Annotated in this window: 22 protein-coding genes; 10 read left to right on the forward strand and 12 right to left on the reverse strand. The window is 64.5% G+C overall.

Annotation, left to right across the window (positions count from 1 at the left end):
- Positions 1-60: 60 nt before the first annotated feature.
- Positions 61-471, reverse strand: a complete 411-nt coding sequence (locus ACSQ3S_RS00775) for a type II toxin-antitoxin system VapC family toxin (RefSeq protein ID WP_436141323.1) — start codon at positions 469-471, stop codon at positions 61-63.
- 8 nt (positions 472-479) lie between these two features.
- Positions 480-716 carry a type II toxin-antitoxin system Phd/YefM family antitoxin gene (locus tag ACSQ3S_RS00780; RefSeq protein WP_176653395.1) on the reverse strand — a complete coding sequence of 79 codons (237 nt, stop codon included), beginning with the start codon at positions 714-716 and terminating at the stop codon, positions 480-482.
- Positions 717-867: 151 nt separating this feature from the next.
- Between ACSQ3S_RS00780 and ACSQ3S_RS00785 the strand changes: the two genes are divergently transcribed.
- Positions 868-2,502, forward strand: coding sequence for a TonB family protein (locus tag ACSQ3S_RS00785; RefSeq protein ID WP_436141324.1), 1,635 nt, complete (start codon positions 868-870; stop codon positions 2,500-2,502).
- A gap of 13 nt (positions 2,503-2,515) precedes the next feature.
- Here the strand turns inward: ACSQ3S_RS00785 and ACSQ3S_RS00790 are convergent, their stop codons facing one another.
- Positions 2,516-3,697, reverse strand: a complete 1,182-nt coding sequence (locus ACSQ3S_RS00790) for a GGDEF domain-containing protein (RefSeq protein WP_436141325.1) — start codon at positions 3,695-3,697, stop codon at positions 2,516-2,518.
- Between the two features lie 106 nt (positions 3,698-3,803).
- Here ACSQ3S_RS00790 and ACSQ3S_RS00795 point away from each other — a divergent pair, with 106 nt between their 5' ends.
- Positions 3,804-4,271 (forward strand): heme-degrading domain-containing protein, encoded by a 468-nt coding sequence (locus tag ACSQ3S_RS00795; protein ID WP_436141326.1) that lies wholly within the window; start codon positions 3,804-3,806, stop codon positions 4,269-4,271.
- A gap of 12 nt (positions 4,272-4,283) precedes the next feature.
- Here ACSQ3S_RS00795 and ACSQ3S_RS00800 read toward each other — a convergent pair whose 3' ends face one another.
- The 4 genes from ACSQ3S_RS00800 to ACSQ3S_RS00815 form a co-directional block, all read right to left on the reverse strand.
- Entirely contained in the window at positions 4,284-4,496 is a 213-nt protein-coding gene (locus tag ACSQ3S_RS00800) for a SlyX family protein (protein ID WP_176653392.1), read from the reverse strand.
- Positions 4,497-4,544: 48 nt separating this feature from the next.
- Positions 4,545-5,000 carry a cache domain-containing protein gene (locus tag ACSQ3S_RS00805; protein WP_436141327.1) on the reverse strand — a complete coding sequence of 152 codons (456 nt, stop codon included), beginning with the start codon at positions 4,998-5,000 and terminating at the stop codon, positions 4,545-4,547.
- A 72-nt stretch (positions 5,001-5,072) separates the two neighbouring features.
- On the reverse strand, positions 5,073-7,133 hold the full coding sequence (locus tag ACSQ3S_RS00810) for a UvrD-helicase domain-containing protein (RefSeq protein WP_176653391.1): 2,061 nt from the start codon (positions 7,131-7,133) through the stop codon (positions 5,073-5,075).
- Positions 7,134-7,196: 63 nt separating this feature from the next.
- On the reverse strand, positions 7,197-8,189 hold the full coding sequence (locus tag ACSQ3S_RS00815) for a zinc-binding alcohol dehydrogenase family protein (RefSeq protein ID WP_436141328.1): 993 nt from the start codon (positions 8,187-8,189) through the stop codon (positions 7,197-7,199).
- A 101-nt stretch (positions 8,190-8,290) separates the two neighbouring features.
- Here ACSQ3S_RS00815 and ACSQ3S_RS00820 point away from each other — a divergent pair, with 101 nt between their 5' ends.
- Together ACSQ3S_RS00820 and ACSQ3S_RS00825 are read left to right on the forward strand one after the other, a co-directional pair.
- Positions 8,291-9,193: a LysR family transcriptional regulator gene (locus ACSQ3S_RS00820; protein WP_436141329.1), complete on the forward strand. Its 903-nt coding sequence runs from the start codon at positions 8,291-8,293 to the stop codon at positions 9,191-9,193.
- Between the two features lie 82 nt (positions 9,194-9,275).
- Positions 9,276-9,758: an SRPBCC family protein gene (locus tag ACSQ3S_RS00825; protein WP_176653388.1), complete on the forward strand. Its 483-nt coding sequence runs from the start codon at positions 9,276-9,278 to the stop codon at positions 9,756-9,758.
- A 12-nt stretch (positions 9,759-9,770) separates the two neighbouring features.
- Here ACSQ3S_RS00825 and ACSQ3S_RS00830 read toward each other — a convergent pair whose 3' ends face one another.
- Positions 9,771-11,213, reverse strand: a complete 1,443-nt coding sequence (locus ACSQ3S_RS00830) for a dihydrolipoyl dehydrogenase (RefSeq protein ID WP_436141330.1) — start codon at positions 11,211-11,213, stop codon at positions 9,771-9,773.
- Between the two features lie 96 nt (positions 11,214-11,309).
- Between ACSQ3S_RS00830 and ACSQ3S_RS00835 the strand changes: the two genes are divergently transcribed.
- A complete protein-coding gene (locus ACSQ3S_RS00835; protein ID WP_436141331.1) occupies positions 11,310-12,200 on the forward strand; it encodes an ArgP/LysG family DNA-binding transcriptional regulator in 891 nt (296 codons plus the stop codon).
- Here the strand turns inward: ACSQ3S_RS00835 and ACSQ3S_RS00840 are convergent.
- Entirely contained in the window at positions 12,197-14,230 is a 2,034-nt protein-coding gene (locus ACSQ3S_RS00840; protein ID WP_436141332.1) for a primosomal protein N', read from the reverse strand. The genes ACSQ3S_RS00835 and ACSQ3S_RS00840 overlap by 4 nt on opposite strands.
- Here ACSQ3S_RS00840 and ACSQ3S_RS00845 point away from each other — a divergent pair.
- A complete protein-coding gene (locus ACSQ3S_RS00845) occupies positions 14,229-14,447 on the forward strand; it encodes a hypothetical protein (RefSeq protein WP_176653384.1) in 219 nt (72 codons plus the stop codon). The genes ACSQ3S_RS00840 and ACSQ3S_RS00845 overlap by 2 nt on opposite strands.
- 567 nt (positions 14,448-15,014) lie before the next feature.
- On the opposite strand, the gene hemE is transcribed toward ACSQ3S_RS00845, so the two are convergent.
- Entirely contained in the window at positions 15,015-16,097 is a 1,083-nt protein-coding gene (gene hemE / locus ACSQ3S_RS00850; protein ID WP_353401606.1) for a uroporphyrinogen decarboxylase, read from the reverse strand.
- 113 nt (positions 16,098-16,210) lie between these two features.
- Here hemE and ACSQ3S_RS00855 point away from each other — a divergent pair, with 113 nt between their 5' ends.
- The 4 genes from ACSQ3S_RS00855 (at position 16,211) to ACSQ3S_RS00870 (ending at position 24,941) form a co-directional block, all read left to right on the forward strand.
- Complete coding sequence (locus ACSQ3S_RS00855; protein ID WP_436141333.1) at positions 16,211-18,175, forward strand: prolyl oligopeptidase family serine peptidase; 1,965 nt, start codon at positions 16,211-16,213, stop codon at positions 18,173-18,175.
- Positions 18,176-18,181: 6 nt separating this feature from the next.
- The gene (locus tag ACSQ3S_RS00860) at positions 18,182-22,345 is read left to right on the forward strand and encodes an SNF2-related protein (RefSeq protein ID WP_436141334.1); all 4,164 of its coding nucleotides are present in this window, start codon (positions 18,182-18,184) and stop codon (positions 22,343-22,345) included.
- Between the two features lie 103 nt (positions 22,346-22,448).
- Entirely contained in the window at positions 22,449-24,392 is a 1,944-nt protein-coding gene (locus ACSQ3S_RS00865) for a DUF885 domain-containing protein (RefSeq protein WP_436141335.1), read from the forward strand.
- A gap of 108 nt (positions 24,393-24,500) precedes the next feature.
- A complete protein-coding gene (locus tag ACSQ3S_RS00870; RefSeq protein WP_436141336.1) occupies positions 24,501-24,941 on the forward strand; it encodes a hypothetical protein in 441 nt (146 codons plus the stop codon).
- A gap of 11 nt (positions 24,942-24,952) precedes the next feature.
- Here ACSQ3S_RS00870 and tatC read toward each other — a convergent pair whose 3' ends face one another.
- Entirely contained in the window at positions 24,953-25,708 is a 756-nt protein-coding gene (gene tatC, locus ACSQ3S_RS00875) for a twin-arginine translocase subunit TatC (protein ID WP_176653378.1), read from the reverse strand.
- Positions 25,709-26,197 (reverse strand): Sec-independent protein translocase protein TatB, encoded by a 489-nt coding sequence (tatB, locus tag ACSQ3S_RS00880; protein ID WP_176653377.1) that lies wholly within the window; start codon positions 26,195-26,197, stop codon positions 25,709-25,711.
- Positions 26,198-26,215: the final 18 nt, after the last annotated feature.

Consider the following 26,215-nt stretch of genomic DNA (forward strand, 5'->3'; position numbering starts at 1 on the left):
ATGCTACGACGAACGAGGACAGTAAAAATCGACACTTAACGTCAGCATATCTTTGCCCATCTAGAGCAGGTTGACGGAAATTCCTAGAATATTACCTGCGAGGGCCATGCCATTATCCAGCGTGAACACTGTTGCGCCATGACCTGCAGCGATGGCAAGGTGTAACGCGTCACCAGCGCGCAGCGCCGTTTGCCAGCCGCTAAGCAGTAACGCGGCATTGCGATGGTCGGCATCAAGCACTGCAAGACGGCGAAATTGCGGCGATACCAACCGCATGTAGACATCGATGACATCCTTCGCCTGCGCATCAGTCAACTGCTTTGTGCGCAACTTTACTCCCAGAGCCGATAGCAATTCGAGCTCGGACCAACTGCTGATGGCCAGAGGCTCCCCTACACTCAGCATGAAGGCTTTCGCGACAGCGCTGTCGGCTTCTGGTGTCAGATAGGCGATCAGGACGCTGGTGTCCACGTATCGCATCAGTAGCGATCGGTATCCCGGAGCCGCCGGATAAAATCGCCCGCCGACTCATCCTGATGGGGAAGGCGCGCCCTTAATTCATCGAGGGTAGGAAATTGCTGCGGAACAGACTTGCTCGCCACGATTTGAGCCACCGGACGGCCGCGCTTGGTGATCGTGACTTCTCCACCCGCCTCCACAAGAGCAATCAGGCGGCTCAATTGGGCTTTGGCCTCGGCTAAGGTAACGGTTTCCATGGTTTCCCTGCTGACTATCTTGATGACCACTTCAGGATATCACGCCTTGCCGCTCGCCCAGAACACCGACAACCTGTCTTGGCCGTAATAGACAAATAAATAATTTCACCCTATTCTACCGTTTTCAAATTTGAAACATTAAGGATACGCCATGCCCCGTTCCACGACTCCTTTGCGGCTGCTGGCCGCCGCGCTGGGCATTTCCGCATCGTTCGGCCTGAGTGCCGCCGGAGTCGAGCGCACGGCGGCCGTCGCCGATTTCTCCACCTGCGCCAAGCCCGAGTGGCCCAAGGAAGCGCTGCGCAAGGAACAGACCGGCACGGTGACGCTGGCCTTCCTGATCGACGCCGACGGTTCCATTGGCGATTCCAAGGTCACCAGGTCCAGCGGCTTCCCCTTGCTGGACGAGGCGGCGATAAACGGCCTGCGCCGCTGCCATTTCAAGCCCGGGACCGTCGACGGCCGCGCCGCCAGCGCCTGGATGCAGATGCAATATGTCTGGACCATCGAAGGCCCGGCCAAGGTGAAGGTCAATCAGCAGGAGGTGGACCAGTACCGCGCCACCGCGCTGGCCGGCGATCCGGAAGCGCTGTACCTGCTGGCCAAAGCCTACAGCAATGGCGCCCCCAACCAGGCGGTCAGCCTGGCCACGTTCCGCGTGACGCTGGACGAGGGCCTGGCGCAGGCCCAGTTTGAACTGGCCCACCGCCTGTCGACCGGCACCAATGCGCCGCAGGACCACAACGAAGCGGCGGTCTGGGTGCGGAAAGCCGCCGAGGGAGGCCTCTCCGCCGCGCAGTTGAAACTGGGGTCGCTGCACGAATCGGGCACCGGCGTGCCGCGCGACTACGCGATGGCGATGGACTGGTACCGCAAGGCTGCGGCCCAAGGCAACCACGCGGCGGAAAACAATCTCGGCGTCTTGTACGGCAACGGCCGCGGCGTCAAGCAGGACTACGCCGAAGCGGCCGGCTGGTACCGCAAGGCGGCGGAAGGCGGCAATACCTGGGGGCAAGCCAACCTGGGCCGCTACTACCTGTACGGCTATGGCGTGGCGCAGGACACTCAGCAGGCGCAACTGTGGCTGCAGCGCGCGTCGGACAAGCACAACGCCGCCGCCGACGGCGACCTGGCCATGATGTACCTGACCGGGCGCGGCGTGCCGATCAACGACGAGGAAGGCATCAAGCACCTGCGTCGCGCGGCGCAGGGCGGCGACGTGCCGTCGCAGATCCGCCTTGGCCTGGCGCTGACGCATGGCGTGCGCGTCGCCGCCGATCCGGTCGAAGGCGTGTCCTGGCAACGCGTGGCGGCCGAGCACGGCAACGCCATGGGGCAGAACAACCTGGGCTATGCCTACGAAACCGGCAGCGGCGTGGCGCAGGACTATGCCAGCGCCCGCGACTGGTATGTGCGTGCCGTGGCGCAGGGCAACGGCGCGGCCCAGGCGGCGCTGGGCGGCCTGTACGAACACGGCCAGGGCGTGGAGAAGGACGTGGTCAAGGCCGCCGGCCTGTACCAAGCCGCCGCCGACCATGGCAACGCGGACGGCATGCATCGCCTGGCGGCGTTGTACGAGGCGGGCCTCGGTGTCGAAAAGAATTTGGCGCTGGCGGCATCGCTGTACGAGAAGGCGGCGGGCCTGGACTTCGAGCCGGCGATGCGACGCCTCAGCGCCGCCTATGCCAAGGGTGAACTGGGCCTGCAGCCAAACACGGGCCTGACCCACATCTGGCAGGAGACGGCCGACCGCCGGGCCGCGCGCGGCGGCTTCGCCTTCCGCTAGTGGACGGTAACCACTAGGCCAGTCCGGCCAGCTCCGGCTGCACGTCCTGCGCATCGAGGGTGCAGCCGCGTCCAAGCGCCTTGGCGCGGTACAGCGCGACGTCGGCGCGCGACAGCATCGCTTCGATGGTGTCGGCGCCGGCCGCGCGCATCGCGAAGCCGGCGCTGTAGGACAGTTCGAAGCCCAGTTGCGGCATGGCGTTGGCCGCCAGCCAGCGGCGCAAGCGCAGGTCGTAGGCCAGCACGGCGGCCGCATCGGCATGGTTGAGCAGCACGCAAAACTCTTCGCCGCCGTAGCGGCCGACCATGTCGCCGGTGCGGCTGACCGCCTGCAGCGCCTGTGCGAACACGCGCAGCGCGCGGTCGCCGGCATCATGGCCGCGCTTGTCGTTGATGAGCTTGAAGTAGTCCAGGTCCAGCATCAGCACGCCGACCGGATTCTGGTAGCGCGCGCCGATGGCCAGGTCGGCTGTGGCCCGTTCCAGCCAGGCGCGGCGGTTCAGGGCGCCGGTCAGGCCGTCGACCGTGGCCAGCCGCTGCAGTTCGCGCGCGGCCTCGTCGCGGTGCGCCAGCAGGATGGCCGCCAACGACAGCACCACCGTCACGTTGGCCACCAGCGCGAACACCAGGTTGACCAGGTGCGGCGCGAAGAAGTTCGGAAAATCGGCGGTGTAGAAGGCGCCCAGCACGCCGCGCCAGGCGGTCACCACCATCTGCGCCAGCAGCGAGATCACCAGCAGCCAGCGCCAGCGCCCGACCGGCACCTGCGGCGCGCGGCACAGCGCGTAGACCACCGTCGCCATCTGCAGCGTCAGCAAGCCGTTCGACCAGCCGACGCGGAAGGCGTAACTGCTGAAGCCGACGCCATAGCCGACCGTCAGCAGCGCGGCGATCACCGCCGGCGCGCGCGCGGTCGCGGCGCGGCCGCACCACAGGTCGAAGGCGGCGGCGTTGAGCGCCATGCCGCCGGCGATGCAGGCCATCGACAGCGTCGACAGCAAACGATCCATCAGCGATTGGGGCGGGAACTGGCTCGACAGCAGCAGCAGTACCCAGCCGGCCGTCTGCATCAGGATGCCGGCCTGGGCGCGGTGCGCCGTCTGGTTGACCCGTCCCATAAAATACGGCAAGGCGGCCGCCATCACCAGCATGTTCAGCGTCATGACGAAGAGCAGGGAGGATACGTCGATATGCATGGATGGCTTGAAAGGTCAGGCGGAATGCGGCTCGCAACGGAGCAGTATAGCGTACCAGGCACGTGGTCGGCTAAACTCGCAGCTTGTCACCCACACAGGAACATCGATGGAAAATTACGCGGAACTGCTGGAAACCCTTGCGCAGCAGGAAAAAGAATTGCAATTTGCCGCCTTCGACAGCGATACCGCGCTGGCGCTGGGCTTGAAGGTGATCGAGCTGGCCAGGCGGCAGGGCAAGGCCATCACGGTCAATATCACCGTCAACAGCAAGGTCCTGTTCCATCACGCGATGCAGGGCGCGTCGGCCGACCAGGCCGACTGGATACGCCGCAAGAACAATGTGGTGGCGCGCTTCGGCCGCTGCTCGTTCTACATCGGCATCGACCACAAACATCGCGGCGTGGCCTTCGACGAGATCAAGTACCTGGACCCGGTGGACTACGCGGCCAACGGCGGCGCCTTCCCGATCACCATCAAGGACACCGGCATCATCGGCACGGTCACCGTCTCCGGCATGCGCCAGGCGGAAGACCACGCGATGGTGGTGGAAGCGCTGCGCGCGGTGCTGGCCTGAACCAGCAGTGAATCAGTAGTGCGGCGGCGGCTCGTGCGCGAGGGCGCCGCCGCCACCGCTCTGGGCCTGGTCGCGCACGTGCTGGACCAGCGCCGCGCACATCTGCTCCAGCTTGTCGATCTGTTGCTGCTGCTCGTAGACGCGCTGGTTCAGCGACTCCACCAGGTGCTCCTGGTGCGCCAGTTTGATTTCGATATCGATAAAGCGGTCTTCGGTGGTGCCCACGGCATGCTCCCTGCTGGAAAGCATGCATTGTACCGCCCTTGCTTCAGCTTACTTCAGGTACACCCCGCCGCAGACCACCATGTCGTCCTCGGGCACGCAATACATGGACTTCGGCTCGATCTTGCCGCTGACCGGGTTGGTGAATTTATAGTCCTGCCAGAACGGCTGCTTTTTCTTCGCCAGCTCGACCCGCTCCTTGACGAAGGCCTTGCCGTCGACGTCCTTAATTTCCATCAGATTCTTGCCGATCATCTTGGCGTTGGCGCCATGCGCGCGCACCACGCCGTCGAGGCCGTAGACCGTCAGGTACAGGTCGCGGTCGGTGAACGAGCCATCCTTCTTGTCGATTTCAGCATAGGTTTTTTCCTTGCCGTTGGCCTTCAGGAATTTGAGGGCCTTCTGCACCATGGCCTCGGCTTCCGGCTTGGTGGCAAATTCGGCCGCTTGCGCCGATGGCAGCAGCGCGCAGGCCAGCATGAGAGCAGCGAAAAATCGAGTACGCAAGGTCACCTCCGATGAAATCGAGCCGGATCGGCCCGAACCGATGCTAGCACATAGCGGCAGCGCCGCACGCGCTTATGCTTTCGGTGTGGCTAAAAGTTCCTTCATCCGTGCCAGCCGCTCCTTCGGCGAGATCACTTCCGATTCCATCGGCACGGCGGTGCCGACGTCGAGCTCCATCTCCTTGATGAAGCGCGACGGATCGCAATGCACCTGCTCGCCGGCGCGCTTACGCTTCTTGCACCAGGTGATCTGCAGGGTGCGCTGCGCGCGCGTGATGCCGACATACATCAGGCGCCGCTCTTCCTGCACGCGGGCGGCGATGGTTTCGGCCGGCGCGTCGGGATCGCCCTTGTGCGGCAGGATGCCTTCCTCGACGCCGACCAGGAACACGTGCGGATACTCCAGCCCCTTCGACGCGTGCAGGGTCGACATGCGCACCGCGTCCGGATCCTCGTCCTGGCCTTCAAGCATGGACATCAGCGCCACCATCTGCGTCAGCTCCAGCACGTTCTTTTCCTCGCTGTCGCGGTCCTTGCCGCCACGGCCGCGCTCCTTGAGCCAGTTGGTGAACTCCAGCACGTTCTGCCACTTACCCTGGGCGGCGCGCTCGTCGAACATATCGTAGAGGAAAGATTCGTAGTTGATCGCCTCCAGCAGGTCATCCAGCACCTGCGCCGCGTTGTCGCCGCTGCCGCTCGGGCCGGGCCGGCTGGCGCGCGCCTCGAGGTTGTTGATAAAGTTGCAAAACTCGCGTAGCGGCAGCAGCTGGCGGTCGTTCAGCAAGCCTTCGATGCCGCCCTTGAACACCGCCTCGAACAGCGAGCACTGCCATTGACCGGAAAAGGTGCCCAGCGTTTCCAGGGTCGACTGGCCGACGCCGCGGCGCGGCGTGGTCACCGCGCGGATGAAGGCCGGGTCGTCGTCGGTGTTGGCCAGCAGGCGCAGGTAGGAAATGATGTCCTTGATCTCGGCCTTGTCGAAGAAACTCTGGCCGCCGGAGATGGTGTACGGTATCCGTTCCTTGCGCAGCGCCTGCTCGATGATGCGCGCCTGGTGGTTGCCGCGATACAGGATGGCGTAGTCGGACCACTTGTTCTTGCGCTGGAAATGGTCGGCCGAAATCATGATCGCCACCTGCTCGGCTTCCTGATCGTCGTTGGCCATGCCGAGCACGTTGATCGGCTCGCCCAGGCCGTGTTCCGACCACAGCGATTTCTCGAACAGCTTCGGGTTGTTGCCGATCACCGCATTGGCCGCCTGCAGGATGCGCGTGGTGGAGCGGTAGTTCTGCTCCAGCTTGATCACCTGCAGGTCGGGGAAGTCGGTCTGCAGCGTCTTCAGGTTTTCCACCGAGGCGCCGCGCCAGGCATAGATCGCCTGGTCGTCGTCGCCCACGGCGGTGAACATCGGCTTCTTGCCGATGCCCGTCACCATCAGCTTGACCAGCTCGTACTGGCAGGTGTTGGTGTCCTGGTACTCGTCCATCAGCAGGTAGCGCAGGCGGCGCTGCCACTTGTCGCGGATCGGCTCGTTGTTGCGGAACAGTTCCACCGGCAGCCGGATCAGGTCGTCGAAGTCCACCGCCTGGTAGGCCGACAGCGTGGCCACGTAGCTGGCGTAGATGCGGGCCGACTGCGCCTCGTCCTCGTCCTTGGCCTGCTGCAGCGCGATCATCGGATCGACCAGGCCGTTCTTCCACAGCGAGATGTCGGTCTGGATGCGGCGCACCACCTGCTTGTCGGTGGTGATGGCCAGGTCCTGGATCAGCGAGCCGCAATCGTCGCTGTCCATGATGGAAAAGCGGTCCTTGAGGCCGACGCCGTTGGCTTCCTGGCGCAGGATCTTGACGCCCAGCGAGTGGAAGGTGGAGACGGTCAGCTGCTTGGCCTGCCGGGGCTGCTTGAGCAGCTTGGCGATCCGCTCCTGCATCTCCAGCGCCGCCTTGTTGGTGAAGGTCAGCGCGGCGATGGTGCGCGGATCGTAGCCGCGGTCCTCGATCAGGTGGGCGATTTTCTGCGTGATCACGCGCGTCTTGCCCGAGCCGGCGCCGGCCAGCACCAGGCAGGGGCCGTCCAGGTAGGTCACCGCTTCGCTCTGCGGTACGTTAAGGCCGAATTGTGGTGCTTTGGACATCGAGGGGCGCTATGGCTGGGAAAATGGCTGAGGAACAATCAGCCATTGTAGCAGCGCCGCCGCTCAGAATCCGGACAGCACGATCTTGCCGATGGTGCGGCGGCCTTCCAGCGCCTCGTGCGCGCGGCGCAGGTTGGCGGCGCGGATCTTGCCGTAGACCTCGCCCAGGGTGGTTTTCAGCTGGCCGGCGTCGATCAGCGCCGCCACTTCGTTGAGCAGCTTGTGCTGTTCGACCATGTCCGGCGTGCCGAACATCGAGCGGGCAAACATCATTTCCCAGACCCAGGTCACGCTCTTGGCGAACAGCTTGTCCATGTCCAGCGGCGCGGTGTTGTGGACGATGCCGACCACCTTGCCCTGCGGCGCGATCACCTGCGCGATGGCGTCGAAGTGCGGATCGGTGTCGCTCAGGCACATCACGTAGTCGACGGCATTGACGTCCAGCGCCAGCAGCTGCGCCGCCATGTCGCCGTTGTGGTCGATCACGTGGTCGGCGCCCAGCTCGCGCACCCACTGGGCCGATTCCGGGCGGGACGCGGTGGCGATCACCTTCAGGCCGGCCAGCTGTTTGGCCAGCTGGATGGCGATCGAGCCGACGCCGCCGGCGCCGCCGATGATCAGCACGCTCTTGCCGGCATCGCCGCCGTCGCGGCGGATGGCCAGCCGGTCGAACAGCGCTTCCCAGGCCGTGATCGAGGTCAGCGGCAGGGCGGCGGCGTGGTCGAAGTCCAGGCTGGCCGGCTTGCGCCCGACGATGCGCTCGTCGACCAGGTGGAACTCGCTGTTGGCGCCGGGGCGCACGATGCTGCCGGCGTAATACACGGTGTCGCCGACCTTGAACAAGGTCGCGTCCGGGCCGACGGCGGTGACGGTGCCGGCCGCATCCCAGCCCAGCACGCGCGGGGCGGCGCCGGCCGCTTCGCCGGCGCGCACCTTGGTGTCGATCGGATTGACGGAAATGGCTTCGATCTTGACCAGCAGATCGCGGCCGGTGGCGGCCGGAACGGCGATTTCCACGTCCTGCAGGGCGGTGTTGCTGACGGCGATGGCTTTCATGGCGTTTCCTCTGAATAAGTTTGGATGGACGCAGTATGGATCGCCTGATTTAGTTTGATAATTGGCATAATGATGAAATCATTCTTCACCAAAACAATCAAATGGCCCTGGACCTGACCGACGTGGCACTGTTTGTGCGGGTATGCGTCACCCGCAACCTGTCCGCCGCCGGGCGCGAATTCGGCCTGTCGCCGGCCGCCTCCAGCGCCCGCATGGCGCAGCTGGAAACGCAGCTGGGCGCGCGCCTGCTGCACCGGACCACGCGCCAGATCACCGTCACGCAGGAGGGCGAGGCCTTCCTCGAGCAGGCCCGGGTCCTGCTCGATTCCGCCGAGCAGGCGATGGCGTCGGTCGGCGGCGGCAACGCGCAGGTGCGCGGCCTGCTGCGGGTGGCCTCATCGGTCACCTTCGGCCGCGCCCACATCATGCCGGCGATCGCCGAATTCCTGCGCAGCTATCCCGAAGTGCAGCTGGACCTGCGCCTGGCCGACAGCCATCACGACCTGGCGGCCGACGGCATCGACGTCGCCATCCGCATCGGCCCGCTGCGCGACTCGGCCCTGGTGATGCGGCCACTGGCGCGCAGCCGCACGGTGCTGTGCGCGTCGCCGGCCTACTTGAAGCAACACGGCACGCCCCAACATCCATCCGAGCTGACGCGGCATCAGTGCCTGGTGATGCAGGCGATGGATCCATGGCATTTGCGCGACCCGGACGGCAAGGAATTGAACCTGCGCGTCAGCGGCCGCCTGCGCAGCGACAGCGGGCTGGCGGTGCGCGACGCCGCCGTCGACGGCCTGGGCATCGCGCTGCTGGCGACCTGGCACGTTAGCGAGCAACTGCGCAGCGGGGAACTGGTGCGCATCATGCCCGGCTACCAGTCGGACGAGTCGATGATTTCAGCGGTCTACCTGAACCGGAAGTTCCTGCCGCCCAAGAGCCGCGCCTTCATCGATTTCTTTTCCCGGCGCTTCAGCACCGATCCCGCCTGGGAGCAGTACTGATGCGCCGCATGAAGCACGGGCGGCATTTGCGTTACCATGCGGGATTGGCGCCCGGGGGCGTCGCGCTTTTACGGTTAGTACTATGAAATTCGAACATTTAATTGAAATTAACGATCCACTCAACCCGCTGATCGATGCGCTGAGCATCAAGCAGCTGTGGAGCGGCCTGGTGCTGCGGGCCGAATCGCCGAAGCTGTTTGTGCCGCACCTGGACGAATGCATGATCGACGAGCGCAGCGACAACGGCTTCCGCCGCCGCCTGCGCTACGGCGACCTGGTCATTGAAGACCGCGTGCTGCTGGAACCGATGCGCAAGGTGCGCTACCAGGTGGCGGCGCAGCAGGACATCAGCGAATCGAGCCTGACGATGACGATCGAAACGCCGACCGACGACACGCTGTACGTGCGCTTCCAGTACGAAGACGGCCACGACGCGGCGACCGACGCCGCCAACGCGATGTACGATGAATTCCGCCGTTCGGCCTACCAGGAATCGGACATCGACACCATCCGCGTGCTGCGCGACCTGGCCGCGCAAGGCCGCCTGGACGCGATGCTCAACTGACAGCCTGCGGTTTTACGGCGCGGGAGTGCTATCGACGCATGCGCAGTCATGCGCCGGCGCGTTGGCCAGGTGATGCGACAGGTCGCGCAGCGCGGTGCGCACGCCTTCTTCCACCACCGGATGGTAGAACGGCATGTCCAGCATGGCGCTGACGGTCAACCCGGCCTGGCAGGCCCAGGACAGCAGATGGCCGATGTGCTCGGCACGCGGCCCCACCATCTCGGCGCCCAGGAAAACGCCGCTGCCGTACTCGGCGTACACCCGCAGCAGACCCTTGTTTTGCAGCATCACACGGCTGCGGCCCTGGTTGTGGAACGACACCTTGCCGACGGCGAAGCGGCCGGCGTGGCTGACGCACAATTCCCCGTAGCTGGCGCCCAGCGTGGCGATCTGCGGCTCGGTGAAGGCGATCGTCAGCGGCGTGCGGCGCAGGCCGGGCTGGACCGCCGGGTAGCGGGCCGCGTTGTCGCCGGCGATGCGGCCCTGGTCGGCCGCCTCCGGCAATTGCGGACGCTCGTTGTCGGCGTCGCCGGCGATGAAGATGGCGCTCTGCCCACATTGCATGGTGCGCTTGTCGTACAGCGGAATGCCGTGGTGATCGCGCTCCAGGCCGGTGTTTTCCAGGCCCAGCTTGTGCACGTTCGGCCGCCGGCCGATGGCCGACAGCAGGTAGCTGAAGCGTTCGGTGCGCTGCTCGCCGTTGGCGTCCTCGCTGGTGACGGCCAGACCGTCGCCGTCGCGCTCGACGCGCACCACGCGGGTCTTGAAGCGCACGTCCAGCCCGTCCATCATGGCGTGGCGCGCCACCTCCAGCACTTCCGGATCGGTCAGCTGCGCGACGCTGCCGCCGCGTCCGAACACGGTCACGCGCACGCCCAGCCGCGCCAGCGCCTGGCCCAGCTCCAGCCCGATGACGCCGGTGCCGGCCACGGCGATCGATTCCGGCAAGTCGTCCCAATAAAACACATCGTCGCTGGTGATCACGCGTTCGCCGGCGGCGCGCCACTCGTCGGGCACGATGGGCGTCGAACCGGTGGCGATGACGAAACGCTCGGCCTCGACCAGCGTGTGCTCGTCGACCTGCAATTGGGTCGGGCTGAGGAAGCGCGCGTGGCCGTGCAGCTTGTCCTCGGCCGGATAGCCGTCCACGCTCTCGACCACGAAGCCGACAAAGCGGTCGCGCTCGCTGCGCACGCGCGCCATGACGGCCTTGCCATCGATGCGCACTTCGCCCGGGTGCACGCCGAACGCCGGCGCCGCCTGCAGCATGTGCGCCGCCTCGGCCGCCGCGATCAGCAGCTTGCTCGGCATGCAGCCGACGCGCGCGCAGGTGGTGCCGTAGACGTTTCCTTCGATCAGCAACGTTTTCTTGCCGCCGGTGGTGGCGGCGCGGTAGGCCGTCATGCCGGCCGTGCCGGCACCGATCACGGCGACTTCGGTTCGTAGGGTTTTCATAGGGAATAGTCTACTCCGATTGCGCAATCGAGTTTTACTTGCGGGCAAAACAGTATTAGTATCGCTTATCGTTTTCTATTTTTATAAGTGTTGCTTATGGGATCCTTGGACTATCGCGCGCTGGCCGTGCTGGACGCCGTTGCCAGCCAGGGCAGCTTCGAAAAGGCCGCACTGGCGCTGGGCATCAGCCAGTCGGCCGTATCGCAGCGCATCAAGGCGCTGGAGGATGCCGCCGGCCGCCTGCTGATCGTGCGCGGCCAGCCCGCCGTGCCGACCGGTCTGGGACAGCGGCTGGTGTCGCACCACCGCAACGTCAAGCTGATGGAAGCGGCGCTGGATATCGACCTGGGCAACAAGGTCAGCATGCCGGAGATCGCGCTGGCGGTGGATGCCGCCAGCCTGGCGACCTGGTTCCCGATGAGCTTGCAACCGCTGCTGTCGCCGCCGCGCTGCCAGCTGAACGTGCAGCTGGCAGCGCAGGAGATGGCGCTGCACCTGGTGCAGGAAGGCAGCGTGTTCGGCTGCGTGGCCTCCGCCCAGGAGCACGCCAGCCCGCACGCCAACGGCCCGGACATCACGCCGCTGGGCAAGATGCGCTACGTCTGCGTGGCGACGCCGGTGTTTGCCGGCCATTGGTTCGGCGACGGTTTTTCCGTCGAGGCGGCGCGGCTGGCGCCGGCCGTGGCCAGCGATACGGACATGATGGCCGGCTTCCTGCAGCAGGTGCTGGACCTGAAGGGTCCGTATCCGCGCCACCTGATGCCGCTGTCGGCGGCCACCAGCGAATGCATCTACGGCAGCCTGGGCTATGGATTAATGCCGCTGATGCAGGTGTCGCGCGCGCTGGCGGAGGACCGGCTGGTCGACCTGGCGCCCGGCCGGCATGTCGACGTGGCGCTGAACTGGCACGCCTGGAACCTGGACACGCCGTTCACCCGCGCGCTCAGCGAGCAGGTCGTCGCCACCGCCCAGCGCTTCCTGATTTAAATATCCAGCGGATCGACTTCCAGCGACCACTTCACGCGGCTCTTCATTTCCCGCAGAGTGAGCAGCCACTCCTTCAGGAACGCTTGCAGCATGGGCCGCGATGCCGACTCGACCAGCAATTGCGCGCGGTCGACGTTGTGCACGCGGGTCATGCTCATCGGTATTGGATCGTTGATCGTGATGCCCGGATGCTCGACGCAATCGCGGGCGATGGTCAGGAATTCGATGGCCGTCGCCAGCTCGGGCGCCTCGGCCCGCAGCAGCGCCTGGAACAGATAAGGCGGCAGGGCGGCCTGCTCGCGCTCCTCCAGCAGCGCCGACGCGAAATGGTCGTAATCGTGATGCACCACCGCGCCGTACAGCGGATGCTGCGGATAGCGGGTCTGGATCAGCACCTCGCTGGCGCTGCCGCCTTCGGTCTGGGCGGCGCGGCCGGCCCGGCCCGCCACCTGCATCAGCTGCGCAAACAGGCGCTCGCTGGCGCGGTAGTCCTGCGAAAACAGCGCCGTGTCCGGATTCAGGATGCCGACGAGCGTCAGTTTTTTGAAGTCATGCCCCTTGGCCACCATCTGCGTGCCGATCAGGATATCGACCTCGCCCCGGTGCACGGTGTCGAAGGCTTCCTGCGCGCTGCCCTTCTTGCGGGTCGAATCGGCGTCGATGCGTAGCACCCGCGCCTCCGGGAACAGCGTCTGCAAGCCTTCCTCCACGCGCTGCGTGCCGCGCCCCAGCGGCTGCAGGTCGACGTTGCCGCAGGTCGGGCAATGGCGCGGGATGCGCAGCTCCAGGCTGCAATGGTGGCAGCGCAGCCGGTGTTCCGGACGGTGCAGCACCATGAACGAGGTGCAGCGCGTGCATTCGCTGATCCAGCCGCAGGATTCGCAGCAGATCACCGGCGCATAGCCGCGCCGGTTCAGGAACAGCAGCGACTGTTCGCCGCGCTCCATGCGCTGCCTGATCGCCGCGATCAGGTGCGACGTCAGCCCGTCCTTGGGCTTGTCGCGCTCCATGTCCAGCAGCTTGACTTGCGGCAGCACCGCGTTCTTGACGGCCCGCTCGCGCAACTCCAGCTTGCGGTAGCGGCCGGACTGGGCGTGGTGCCAGCTCTCCAGCGACGGCGTGGCCGAGCCCAGCACGATCGGTATGCCCAGCTGCCAGGCGCGCCACACGGCCAGGTCGCGCGCCGAATAGCGCAAGCCTTCCTGCTGCTTGTAAGAGGGATCGTGCTCTTCGTCGATGACGATCAGCTTCAGCTTGGGCAGCGACGCCAGGATGGCCAGCCGCGTGCCGAGCACGATGCGCGCCTTGCCCTGGTGCGCGGCCAGCCAGTGCAGCATGCGCTCGCCTTCCGACAGGCTGCTGTGCAGCGTCGCCAGCATCACGCCGGGGAAGCGCGCGCGGATATTGCCCTCCAGCTGGGGCGTCAGGTTGATTTCCGGCACCAGTATCAGGATCTGTGCATCCGGTTCGCGCGCCAGCACCTGCGCGCAGGATTGCAGATAGACCTCGGTCTTGCCGCTGCCGGTCACGCCGTACAGTAGCGTCGGCTTGAAGCCTTCGGCCCCGCCGATGGCGTCCGCCGCTTCCTGCTGCGACGGGTTGAGCACCGGCATGTTCAGCGGCGTGCCGTCGTGCGGCACGTCGTGCTTGGCCAGCTTCTTCAACGCGCGGTCCAGCGCCACCGTGGTCAGCACGCGCAGGTTCTTGGGCAAGCCCGGCAGCGCCACCTCGCCCAGCGGACGCTGGTAGTAGTCGGCGGCAAAGCCGGCCAGCGCCAGCCATTCCGGCGACAACGGTCCCAGTTGGCTGCGCACGGCCAATGCGTCTTTCAACTTATCCCCCGGCACATCGGTTTCGGCCACCACGCCGACGATCAGCCCCATCACCTCGCGGCGGCCGAACGGCACCAGCGCCAGCTGGCCGACTTGCGGCTGCTCTGCGGCATCGCAATGCCAGCGGTAGTCGAAAATCGCGTTCAGCGGCGTATCAAGCGCAATCTGAAGGATGCAATGGTGGAAAAGGCCCGACATGGATCCTGTCACAGTAGAAAATTCATGCGGCAATTCGGCGGAAATACCGCCACAACTGGGGCGCTTTGAAGTATCCACAGTTTTTGTGGATAACTTTGTGGACAAAGAAAACTTAATCCCCGGAAAGCACGGAGATCCAACTTGCCGCTGCCGTAAACCGGGTCAAAATTCAAAATTATTTCTCTTTAAAATCAATCACTTGGAAAACGGTTCCTAGGAGACGGAAAAATCGCTTTTTTTTCCCGCGTCTGTGCATAAGTGAAGTATTTAGGATGCTATTTTGTGCCGAAATCAAGCATTTTTTGGTACTTATCCACCGATGTCGCAGAGCACAATACGCGGTTTCTGATAACAAATTTAATACAGACCTCAGCGGCAAGGTTTATCCCTTCACAACTTCGTTATCAAGGGTAAAACTTTGCCCAAAAATCGTGCAACGCAACATAAAGCTCATGCAAAACAACAACATTATGGCTAAGTCACGGTTTACTAAGTACTTTTATTTTTTATCCACAGTTTTTGTGGATAACTTTGTGGACAATGACGAAATAAACTACTTTCACTCTGACGTCAAGGTTTACGACTTGCTAAATATTGTCGCTATGACCTCATATTTTATCGTTTAGTATCAATCACTTACGAGATTCTCCCGGGCTAGGAAAAATGCGCTGCCTTTTATTTCCGCAGCAAAAAAAATTGTGCATAAGTCGGTATTGTTTCCCTGCGTTCAGCAATGAAAAAGGGCACGTCTCAGCTGAAACGTGCCCCATGTTTGCAAACTACATCAGGCTGCGCGCTGGGCCTTGCTATAGCTGTGAACAGCTTCGACCATGGCCGCGACGTTCTCTGGCGGCGTGAACTGCGAAATGCCGTGGCCCAAATTAAATACGTGTCCGTTGCCGTCGGCGGGCTTGCCGAAGGCGTCCAGCACCTTATGCACTTCGGCGCGGATCTGGTCCGGGCTGGCGAACAGGATAGCGGGGTCCAGGTTGCCCTGCAGGCCGACCTTGTGGCCGACCAGCTTGCGCGCCTGGGTCAGGTTGACGGTCCAGTCCAGGCCCACCGCGTCGGCGCCGATGTCGGCGATCTGCTCGATCCACTGGCCGCCGCCCTTGGTGAAGACAATGGCCGGAATCTTGACGCCGTCCTTGTCACGTTTCAGCAGGGAAACTACCTGCTGCATGTATTTGAGCGAGAATTCCTGGTAGGCGCCGTCGGCCAGCGCGCCGCCCCACGAGTCGAACACCATCACCGCCTGGGCGCCGGCGTCGATCTGGGCGTTCAGGTACTCGGCCACGGCCTTGGCATTGATGCCCAGGATGTGGTGCATCAGGTCGGGGCGGTTGTACAGCATCTTCTTGATGGTGTGGAACTCGCGCGAGCCCTGGCCTTCGACCATGTAGCAGGCCAGCGTCCACGGGCTGCCGGAAAAGCCGATCAGCGGCACGCGACCGTTCAATTCGGTGCGGATCTGGGTGACGGCCTTGAACACGTAGTCCAGCGAGCCCAGTTCCGGCGCGCGCAGGGCCAGCACGTCGGCCTCGGTTTTCAGCGGACGCTCGAATTTCGGACCTTCGCCTTCGACGAAATACAGGCCCAGGCCCATCGCGTCCGGCACCGTCAGGATGTCCGAGAACAGGATGGCGGCGTCCAGCGGGAAGCGGTCCAGCGGCTGCAGCGTCACCTCGGTGGCGTAGTCGGGATTGGTGGCCAGGCCCATGAAGGAGCCAGCCTTCTGGCGCGTGGCGCGGTATTCCGGCAGATATCGCCCCGCCTGGCGCATCAGCCACACCGGCGTGTGGTCCGTCGGCTGGCGCAACAGCGCGCGCAAGAAGGTGTCATTCTGGAGCGGGGCAAATTGTGGCATGGAAGGCAATCAAAATCGGTCAAAGGACTATTATCGCATCCCGCACGGATTTTTTTGCTGGATGATAGTCCGTTCATTCTCTATCATGCGTAGCACCCGACTTTGGAGATGTCATGAGCACCACACCCACCATCACCGCGCCCTACGGCGCCTGGCCATCGACCATCAGCGCCGCGCGCGTGGCCGCCGGGGCGACGCCTTTGTCGTCGCTGATGCTGGGCGGCGCCGATGGCAGCGACGTCTTCTGGCTGGCCGGCCGCGCCGCCGAGGCAGGCCGCAACACCTTGCAGCGCCATCACGGCGCCATCATCGACGAACTGACGCCGGCGCCCTTCAATGTGCGCAGCCGGGTACACGAATATGGCGGCGGCGCCTATACGGTGGACGGCGATACCATCTATTTTTCGCATTTTGCCGACAACCGCGTCTACAAACTTGATCTGGTCGACGATGACGCGGCTCCGGTGGCCGTGACCGGGGCCGGCAAGCAGCGGTTTGCCGACTTTGTGGTCGACCGCGCGCACGGGCGCCTGATCGGCGTACGCGAGCTGCATGGGGACGATCCGCACGCCCAGCCGGCCAATACGATCTGCGCCATCAACATCGCCACCGGCGACGAGACCGTGCTGGCGCAGGGCGCCGACTTCTACTCCTCGCCGCGCCTGTCGCCGGACGGCCGCTCGCTGGCCTGGTTGAGCTGGGACCATCCGCGCATGCCGTGGCAAGGCACTACGCTGTGGCTGGCGGAGGTGGGAGACGACGGCACGCCGGCCGCTCCGGTGCGCATCGCCGGCGGCGCCGAGGAATCGGTCTGCCAGCCGGAATGGTCGCCGGACAGCCTGCTGCACTTCGTCTCCGACCGCAGCGGGTGGTGGAACCTGTACCGTCTGTGCCGCGACCGCCAGCGCACCGAGGGCCTGTGCCCGATGGAGGCGGAATTCGCCTCGCCGCACTGGACCTTCGGCAATTCGATGTACGGCTTCCGCTCGGCCTCGGAAATCATCTGCACCTATATAGTCAAGGGCGTGAGCCGGCTGGCGCGCCTGCTGCCGGGCAGCGGCAAGCTGGAGGCGATCGCCAATCCATACGAGGAAATCCGCGAACTGCGCGTCGGCCCCGGCTACATCGCGATGCTGGCCGGCGGTCCGACCATCCCGCTGGAACTGGCGCGCATCGACTTCACCGAAGAGGGCGTGGAAATCCTGGCGCAATCGATCGAAGACCTGCCGGACGAGGACAACCTCTCGATCCCCACCAGCATCAGCTACGCCAGCGCCAACGGCCGCACTGCGCACGCCTTCTTCTACCCGCCGCGCAACCGCGAGGTGGCGGCGCCCGAGGGAAGCAAGCCGCCGGTGATCGTCATCAGCCACGGCGGCCCGACCGGCATGACCGTCAACACGCTGAACCTGAAGACCCAGTACTGGACCAGCCGCGGCTTCGGCGTGCTCGATGTGAACTATGGCGGCAGCACCGGCTTCGGCCGCGCCTACCGCGACCTGCTCAAGGGACAATGGGGCGTCGTCGACGTCGAGGATTGCGTGGCCGGCGCGCAGGCGCTGGTCGAGCGCGGCCTGGCCGACGGCGAACGCCTGATCATCCGGGGCGGCAGCGCCGGCGGCTTGACGACCTTGTGCGCGCTGACCTTCCACAACGTCTTCAAGGTCGGCGCCAGCTACTACGGCGTGTCGGACCTGAAGGGCCTGGACCAGGACTCGCACAAATTCGAATCGCACTACAACGAATACCTGATCGCGCCGCAACCGCAGGCCGAGGCGCTGTACCAGGCCCGCTCGCCGATCAACCACACCGACAAGCTGGCACGCCCGATGATCTTCTTCCAGGGCCTGGACGACAAGGTCGTGCCGCCGCAACAGTCCGAGATGATGGTCGACGCGCTCAAGCAGCGCGGCGTGCCGGTGGCCTACGTGCCGCTGGAAGGCGAAGGCCACGGCTTCCGCAAGGGCGAGAACATCATCCGCACGCTGGAGGCGGAGCTGTACTTTTACCAACGGATGTTTGGCCTGCACGACGCTGCGGCCACGCCGCCGGTGCACATCGATAACCTGAAAGACTGACCCCGCATGGCCGACGCTAAGCTGCTCGCCGAATTTGACGCGCTTGAATTCAACGAAAAAATGATACTCGCACTGCTCGCCCTGATCGGCGAGCCGGTGGGCCGCACCGCCATCCTCGATCACCTGAACATGGCGCGCATCGAGGACAAGGACGGCAACACCTACAGCGTCGGCACGCTGGACGAGTCGATGCGCAAGCTGGAACGGCTGGCCTTCATCAGCGTGGTCACCGGCCGCGGCTTCGTCTGCAACCCCAAGCTGCGCTGGCCGGCGATGCGCGCCTCCATCGGCACCCATGCGCTGGACGACTTGTGCAACGCCTACGACGAACTGGTGCCGATGCGCCAGACCTGGAACAGCGTCGAACCGCGCAGCTACCGCGCCGGCATGGCGCGCCTGCGCATGGGCCTCCTGCGCGGCCAGACACCGCAGCAGATCCAGCCGATACTGGCGTTCTGCCTCGGCAGCTATGAGGCGGCGCAGCTGCATCCCATCGTCGACATCTTCGGCCGACCGTTCGAACCGGGCATGCTGGCGCGCGTGCATCCGCTACTGCAGGACGACGTGCTGGCCGTGCTGCTGCAAAACGCCCGCCACGAATTCCTGACCGTGCCGGTGATACGTGAATTCTGCGAACAGCACATGCAACGTCGCCTGGCGATGAAGGACGACATCAACCCCGAACTGCGCATGGCGCTGGCCGAAGACGCCATCCTGTGCGGCCGCCTGGACGACGCCAAGCGCTACCTGGAACGCACCGGCGGTCCGCAGAGCCAGTACCTGGCCAGCATCGTCGTGCTGCTGCGCGGCGCCACCGGCGCTGCCATCGTCGGCTTCGACGCGGCGCTGAAGACGCTGCGCCGCGAAACCGGCAAGCGCAAGCTGCTGTTCGCCGGAATGGGCAGCCATTTGTACCTGCTGTCGCTGATGCGCAGCGGCGATGCCAAGCATCTGAAGGCGGCCGAGGCATACCTGGAAATCGCCGTGCGCATGCCGCAGAACCACGATACCGCCGTCTACCAGCAGATCGACATGCTGCGCCAGATCCGCGCCGGCACCATGCAGACCGACGCCGTGGCCGCGCTGGCGTGGGAAACCAGCCTGCAGACTCAGATGTTCCAATGCCTGCTGTACTTCTGGCTGTCGCTGCCGCAGTTGTCCGAGCGCAAGGCGCAGTTGCAGGAGCTGGCGCAGAACGCCGAACGCGCCGGATACCTGTTCATCGCCGGGCAAGCGGCCACGCTGCTGGGTCACCTGGGCGACGTCGAGCAGCAGCGCCACGCCAACGCGCTGCGCTCGCGCCTGGGCTATCCGGACATGAGCGTCTGGTTCGAACGGCAGGAAGCATGGCAGCGGCAGCTGTCGGCGCTGATCAACCTGCAGCAGCCGGCCGCGCCGGACGCCATCGGCAGCACGCGGCTGGTGTGGATGCTGAACTACGATAACCGCCACGGCTTGACCGATGTCGCTCCCGTCGAGCAGAAGCGCGATGCGCGCGGCCTGTGGAGCAAGGGCCGCGCCGTCGGCCTGAAGCGGCTGCGCTTCGAGTCCGAGCAGTTCGACTTCCTCACGCCGCAGGATGTGCGCGCATCCGAGGCGATCTCGGTGGCGCACCGCAGCTACCAGTCCAGCGGCCTCGCCTACGAGATCGATCCGCAGCGCGCCGCGGCGGCGCTGATCGGCCATCCGCTGCTGTTCTGGGCCGACGCGCCCGATACGCGCGTCGAGATGCTGGCCGGCGAGCCGGAACTGCTGATCAAGAAAAGTCCCGGCAACCTGGAATTGCGCCTGCAACCGCCGATACCGGACGACAGCTCGTCGGTCATCGTCACCAAGGAGACGCCGACCCGCCTGCGCGTGGTCACCATCCTCGACGAGCACCGCCGCATCGCCGCCATCGTCGGCGACGCGCTGCACGTGCCCGCGCACGCGGAGCAGCAGGTGCTGCACGCGATCAGCTCCATTTCCTCGCTGGTGACGGTGCAATCGGAAATCGGCGGCGCCGCGCCGGACATGGAACAGGTGGAGGCCGACACGCGTTTGCACCTGCACCTGCTGCCATATCAACACGGCCTGAAGATGCAGGTGCTGGTGCGGCCGCTGGCCAACGGCGCCTACTACGCGCCGGGCGCCGGCGCGGACAGCGTGATCGCCGACGTCGGCGGCAAGTCGGTGCAGGCGCGCCGCAAGCTGATCGACGAACGCGACGCCGAGCGCGAGCTGATCGCCAAATGCCCGGTGCTGGAATCGGCCGAGCAGGAACACGGCGAATGGCTGCTGGGCCAGCCGGCGCTGTGCCTGCAGCTGCTGGTGGAATTGCAGGAGCTGCCGCCGGACGGCATCGTGCTGGCCTGGCCGGAGGGCGAGAGCTTCCGCGTCACCGCCAAGGTCGAGACCAAGCAGCTGCGCCTGGCCATCAAGAGCAACAAGGACTGGTTCGCGGCCAGCGGCGAACTGCAGATCGACGAAGACAAGGTCATGGACCTGAAGACGCTGCTGGAGCTGATGCAGAAGAGCCAGAGCCGCTTCGTGGAGCTGGGCGAGAACCGCTACCTGGCATTGACCGAGGAACTGCACCGCCGCCTGCGCGAGGTGTCGGCCTACGGCGAGATCACCGCCGACGGCGTGCGCCTGCATCCGCTGGCGTCGTTCGCGCTGGAGGAGCTGGCCGACGACATCGGCGGCCTCAAGTCGGACAAGCTGTGGAAGGAGCATCTGGAACGCATGGCGGCGCAGGCGGCCTTCGTGCCGCAGCTGCCGAGCACCCTGCAGGCGGAACTGCGCGACTACCAGCTGGAGGGCTTCAACTGGCTGTCGCGCCTCGCCAACTGGGGCGTGGGCGCCTGCCTGGCCGACGATATGGGCCTGGGCAAGACGCTGCAGGCGCTGGCGCTGATCCTGTCGCGCGCGCCGCAAGGCCCGACGCTGGTGGTGGCGCCGACCTCCGTCTGCATGAACTGGATCAGCGAGGCGGCCCGCTTCGCGCCGACGCTCAACGTCAAGCTGTTCGGCGCCGGCGACCGCGCTGAGACCATGTCCACGCTGCAGCCCTACGACCTGGTGGTGACCAGCTACGGCCTGCTGCAGCTGGAGGCCGCGCTGTTTGCGGGCGTGCAGTGGAACACCATCGTGCTCGACGAAGCGCAGGCGATCAAGAACGGCGCCACCAAGCGCTCGCAGGCCGTGATGGCGCTGAAGGGCGCGTTCCGCATGGTGGCCACCGGCACGCCGCTGGAGAACCACCTGGGCGAGTTGTGGAACCTATTCCGCTTCATCAATCCGGGCCTGTTGGGCAGCATCGAATCGTTCAACCTGCGCTTCGCGGCGCCGATAGAAAAACCGCAGGACCATCGCGCCGAAGTGGGCGCGCGCAACCGCCTGCGGCGCCTGATCCAGCCGTTCATGCTGCGCCGGACCAAGGCGCAGGTGCTGACCGAGCTGCCGTCGCGCACCGAGATCACGATGGAAGTCGACCTGTCGGCGGAAGAGACGGCGCTGTACGAATCCCTGCGCCGCGCGGCGCTGGAAACGCTGGCAGCCGTCGAAGGGCCTGCCGAGAAGAAGTCGATCCAGATCCTGGCCGAGATCATGAAGCTGCGCCGCGCCTGCTGCAATCCGAACCTGGTAGCGCCGGAGCTGGGCCTCGGCAGCAGCAAGCTGGCGGCGTTCGCGCACCTGCTGGAAGGGCTGCTGGAGAACAAGCACAAGGTACTGGTGTTCAGCCAGTTCGTCGATCACCTGAGTTTGATCCGCGCGCACCTGGACGCCAACAACATCAGCTACCAGTACCTCGACGGCTCGACGCCGATGGCGGACCGCAAGAGGCGCGTCGACCTGTTCCAGGCCGGCGAGGGCGACGTGTTCCTCATCAGCCTGAAGGCGGGAGGCGTCGGCATCAATCTGACCGCCGCCGACTACGTGATCCACATGGACCCGTGGTGGAATCCGGCGGTGGAAGACCAGGCCTCGGACCGCGCGCACCGCATGGGCCAGCTGCGGCCGGTGACCATCTACCGCCTGGTGGCGCGCCACACCATCGAGGAAGGCATCGTCGACCTGCACCAGCACAAGCGCGACCTGGCCGACAGCCTGCTCGAAGGCAGCGACGTCAGCGGCCGCATGTCGGCCGGCGAGATGTTGAATATGCTGCAAGAAGGCATGCGGAAGTAAAGGCCGAGTTACAAACCGAACGCGCTCAAGCGAGCCGATTAGTGATAATCTCCTTCGCTTCGGTCCGGCGCGCCCGGCCACCATATTCACAAGGTAGTTGAAGATGATTAAGACAAAAATTGCACTGGCTGTATTGATGACGACGCTCGCCGTCGCACCAGCCGGCGCCACGACGCACAAGAAAGAACACAAGGCCTCCACCAGCCACACCTCGGCCAAGAGCAAGTCCGGCGGCAAGGCCAATGCCCACACCTCCCACGGCAAGGCCGCCAAGAGCAGCAAAGGCTCGGGCAAACATGGCAAGGCCAAGGCCGTCGCCGGCGCCGCCGTGGTCGCAGCGGCGGCCAGGCCGACACTGAAGCCGGTGACGCCGGAACGCCGCCAGGACCGCTCGTTCGACTCCCTCAGCAACCAGTTCCTGAACGCGCTGTGGCGCATGGATTCGGAAAGCGCGATCTACGCCGGCAAGTACGACACCGCCGCCATGCTGACGGTGCCCGACCGCGCCGAGCAGGCGAAGGAGCTGGCCTTCATCGACGAGTGGAAGCAGAAATTCGGCGGCATCAACGCCAGCCAGCTGTCGGCGCGCCAGCGCACCGACCTGGCGCTGCTGATCAACAAGCTCGACAGCGACCGCTTCCGCCTGACCACGCTCAAGGAGTTTGAATGGAATCCGGCCAGCTACAACGTGGCCGGCCCGATCGACCTGATCCTCAACACCGAATACGCGGCGCAGCCGCAGCGCCTGCGCACGCTGCTCAAGCGCATCGCCAGCATTCCGGCCTACTACGATGCTGCGCGCGCCAACATCGTCAATCCGACGCGCGAACATACGCGCCTGGCGATCTCGCAGGCGCCCGGCGTGCAGACGCTGCTGACCGAAGCCGACAAGGCCGCGCAGGCATCGATCCTGACGCCGGTGGAAAAGCAGCTGTTCACGCAGCGCGTCAATGCGGCGCTGACGGCGGTCGACAGCTACGTCGCCTTCCTGACCGAGATGGACCGGCAGATGGACAGCAAGGGCCGTCGCACTTTCCGCCTGGGCAAGGAATTGTACGAGCAGAAGTTTGCCTACGATATCCAGTCTGGCAGCACGGCCGAGCAGACCTATCAAAAGGCGCTGGCAACGCGCGAGGAACTGCTGACCAATATGGCGCGCATCTCGGACGATCTGTGGGACAAGACCATGGGCGGCGCGGCCAAGCCGGCCGACCGCTTTGCCAAGATCGGCATGGTGATCGACAAGCTGTCTTCCCGTCACGTGGCGCGCGAGGATTTCTTCAAGGAGATCCGCCGCCAGGTGCCGGTGCTGCAGGACTGGGTGATCAGCCACGACCTGCTGACGCTGGATCCGAAGAAGCAGCTGGAAGTGCGCGCGACGCCGGCATACCAGGCCGGCGTGGCCGGCGCCAGCATCGACGCACCGGGGCCGTATCGCCCGCAGGACCGCACCTACTACAACGTGACGCCGCTCGATGGCGCAACGGCGGAGGCGGCCGAGAGCAGCCTGCGCGAGTACAACTACTGGATACTGCAGATCCTGAATATCCACGAGGCGATTCCCGGCCACTATGCGCAGCTGGTGTATGCGAACCGCTCGCCCTCGATCGTCAAATCCATCTTCGGCAACGGCGCGATGGTGGAGGGTTGGGCGGTGTACGGCGAGCGCATGATGCTGGAATCCGGCTATGGCAATAACGAGCCGGAAATGTGGCTGATGTATTCGAAGTGGAACCTGCGCAGCGTGACCAACACCATCCTCGATTACAGCGTGCACGTGCTGGGCATGACGGAGGAGCAGGCCATGGATCTGTTGACGCGCCAGGCCTTCCAGACGCGCAGTGAGGCGGTGGAGAAATGGCATCGGGTGCAGGTGTCGTCGGTGCAGCTGACCAGCTATTTCAGCGGCTACAGCGAGATCATGGAATTGCGCGAGCAGCGCAAGCAGCAGTTGGGCGCCAAGTTCAACCTGAAGGAATTCCACGAGCAATTCCTCAGCTACGGCAGCGCGCCGGTGCGGGTGATCAAGGGCTTGATGACGCAGTAGAGTGTGTCCGTTTGAGTGGGCGCAAACAGCTCATCCGTTGATTCGCTATGGTAGTACGCCGACTCGCATTCAGGCCGGTTTCTGCTACCATTTAATCAGGGAGTGACCATGAATATGCCCATCAAATTCAACACGCTTGAGTACGCAAGAAAGTTGGCGGAGGCCGGTATCCCGCCGGATCAGGCGGAGGCGCAAGCAAACGCCTTGAGCGACGCACTGGCTGAGGCCACAGTCGGGCCAAGCGAGCTGGTCCTTCTCCGGACCGACATGATCGCCCGGATCGAAATGTTGCGGACAGATATATACGCGAAGCTCGAAGCGCTGGAGCAGCGTTTCAATACCAAGCTCGAAGCGTTGGAGGAACATTTTAATACCAAGCTCGAAGCGTTGGAGGAACGTTTTAATGCCAAGCTTGAAGCGCTGGAACAACGCTTGATTGCGCGCTTCAACGCGAAATTCGTTACGCTCTACTGGATGGTAGGAATTTCGCTAGCGCTGCATGCCGTGACGCTTGGCGTGCTTCTTAAAATATCCAGCCGCTTGCCGTAGCGCCGTGTTCATCAGGCCTTCTCTTCCGGCGCCGTCGACATGCGCACGAACAGCGGCGCCACCAGCAGGCCCAGCTCGAACAGCAGGCACATCGGAATCGCCAGCGAGAACATGCTGACCGCATCGGGCGGCGTGACGATGGCGGCAATCACGAAGGCACCCACAATCGCGTAAGGACGCACTTCCTTCAGCTTGGCCACGCTCACCAGGCCCATGCGCACCAAAATCACCACCACCACCGGCACCTCGAACGTCGCGCCAAAGGCCAGGCACATCGACATGACGAAATCCAGGTAGTTCTCGATATCCGGCGTCACCGCGATCGACTGCGGCGAAAACTCGGCGATGAACTGGAACACGCGGCCGAACACCAGGAAGTAGCAGAACGCCACGCCGCTCATGAACAGCACCGACGACGAAATCACCAGCGGCGCGATCAAGCGCTTCTCGTGCGCATACAGGCCCGGCGCCACGAAGGCCCACAGCTGGTACAGCACCCACGGCAGGGACAGGATGATGGAAATGACCAGGGTCACCTTCATCGGCACCAGGAACGGCGAGATCACGCCGGTGGCGATCATCTTCGAGCCGACCGGCAGCGAGGCGATCATCGGCCGCGCGATGAAGTCGTAGATTTGCGACGGCCCCGGCCAGATCATCAGCGCGATGCAGACGATGGCGATGCCGATGGACGCCTTGACCAAACGGTCGCGCAGTTCGATCAGGTGAGAGATAAAGGTCTCTTCGCCCTGTGCAGGTTTAGTCATTTAGTAGAACGAAGAGTTGGAGTTGCTGCCGGGGCGGAAGCGGGCCACGCGCGCCGCGCCGGACGTCACGTGCATCTTGCCGCCGTGGCGCTGCTTGTACCAGCCGGGAACGGCCGAGTTGCGCACCAGCTTCTTGCGGCGGAACTCGCGCGCCTTGCGCGACAGATCGTCGGTGGTGGCGCTGCTGAACGAGGGCGTGGTGGGCGTATCGTGCCACGCGTTTTCCACTTCGGAAACGTGCTGGGAGATGGAATTCTCCACGTCCGACTTGACGCTCTCGGCCGCGGCCTGCACTTCTTTCTGGAGGTTTTTCAACTCTTCCAGCTCGATTTCGCGCGAGACTTCGGATTTGACTTCGTTCAGGTAGCGCTGGGCGCGGCCGTACAGCGTCCCGGCCATGCGCGCCACCTTGGGCAGCTTTTCAGGACCGATGACGACCAGCGCAACCACGCCGATCACAGCAAGTTTGGTAAGACCGAGATCGATCATAAGGTAGTTTCAGCCACA

It is taken from the genome of Duganella sp. LjRoot269, assembly GCF_964254095.1.
Lineage (GTDB): Bacteria > Pseudomonadota > Gammaproteobacteria > Burkholderiales > Burkholderiaceae_D > Rugamonas > Rugamonas hordei.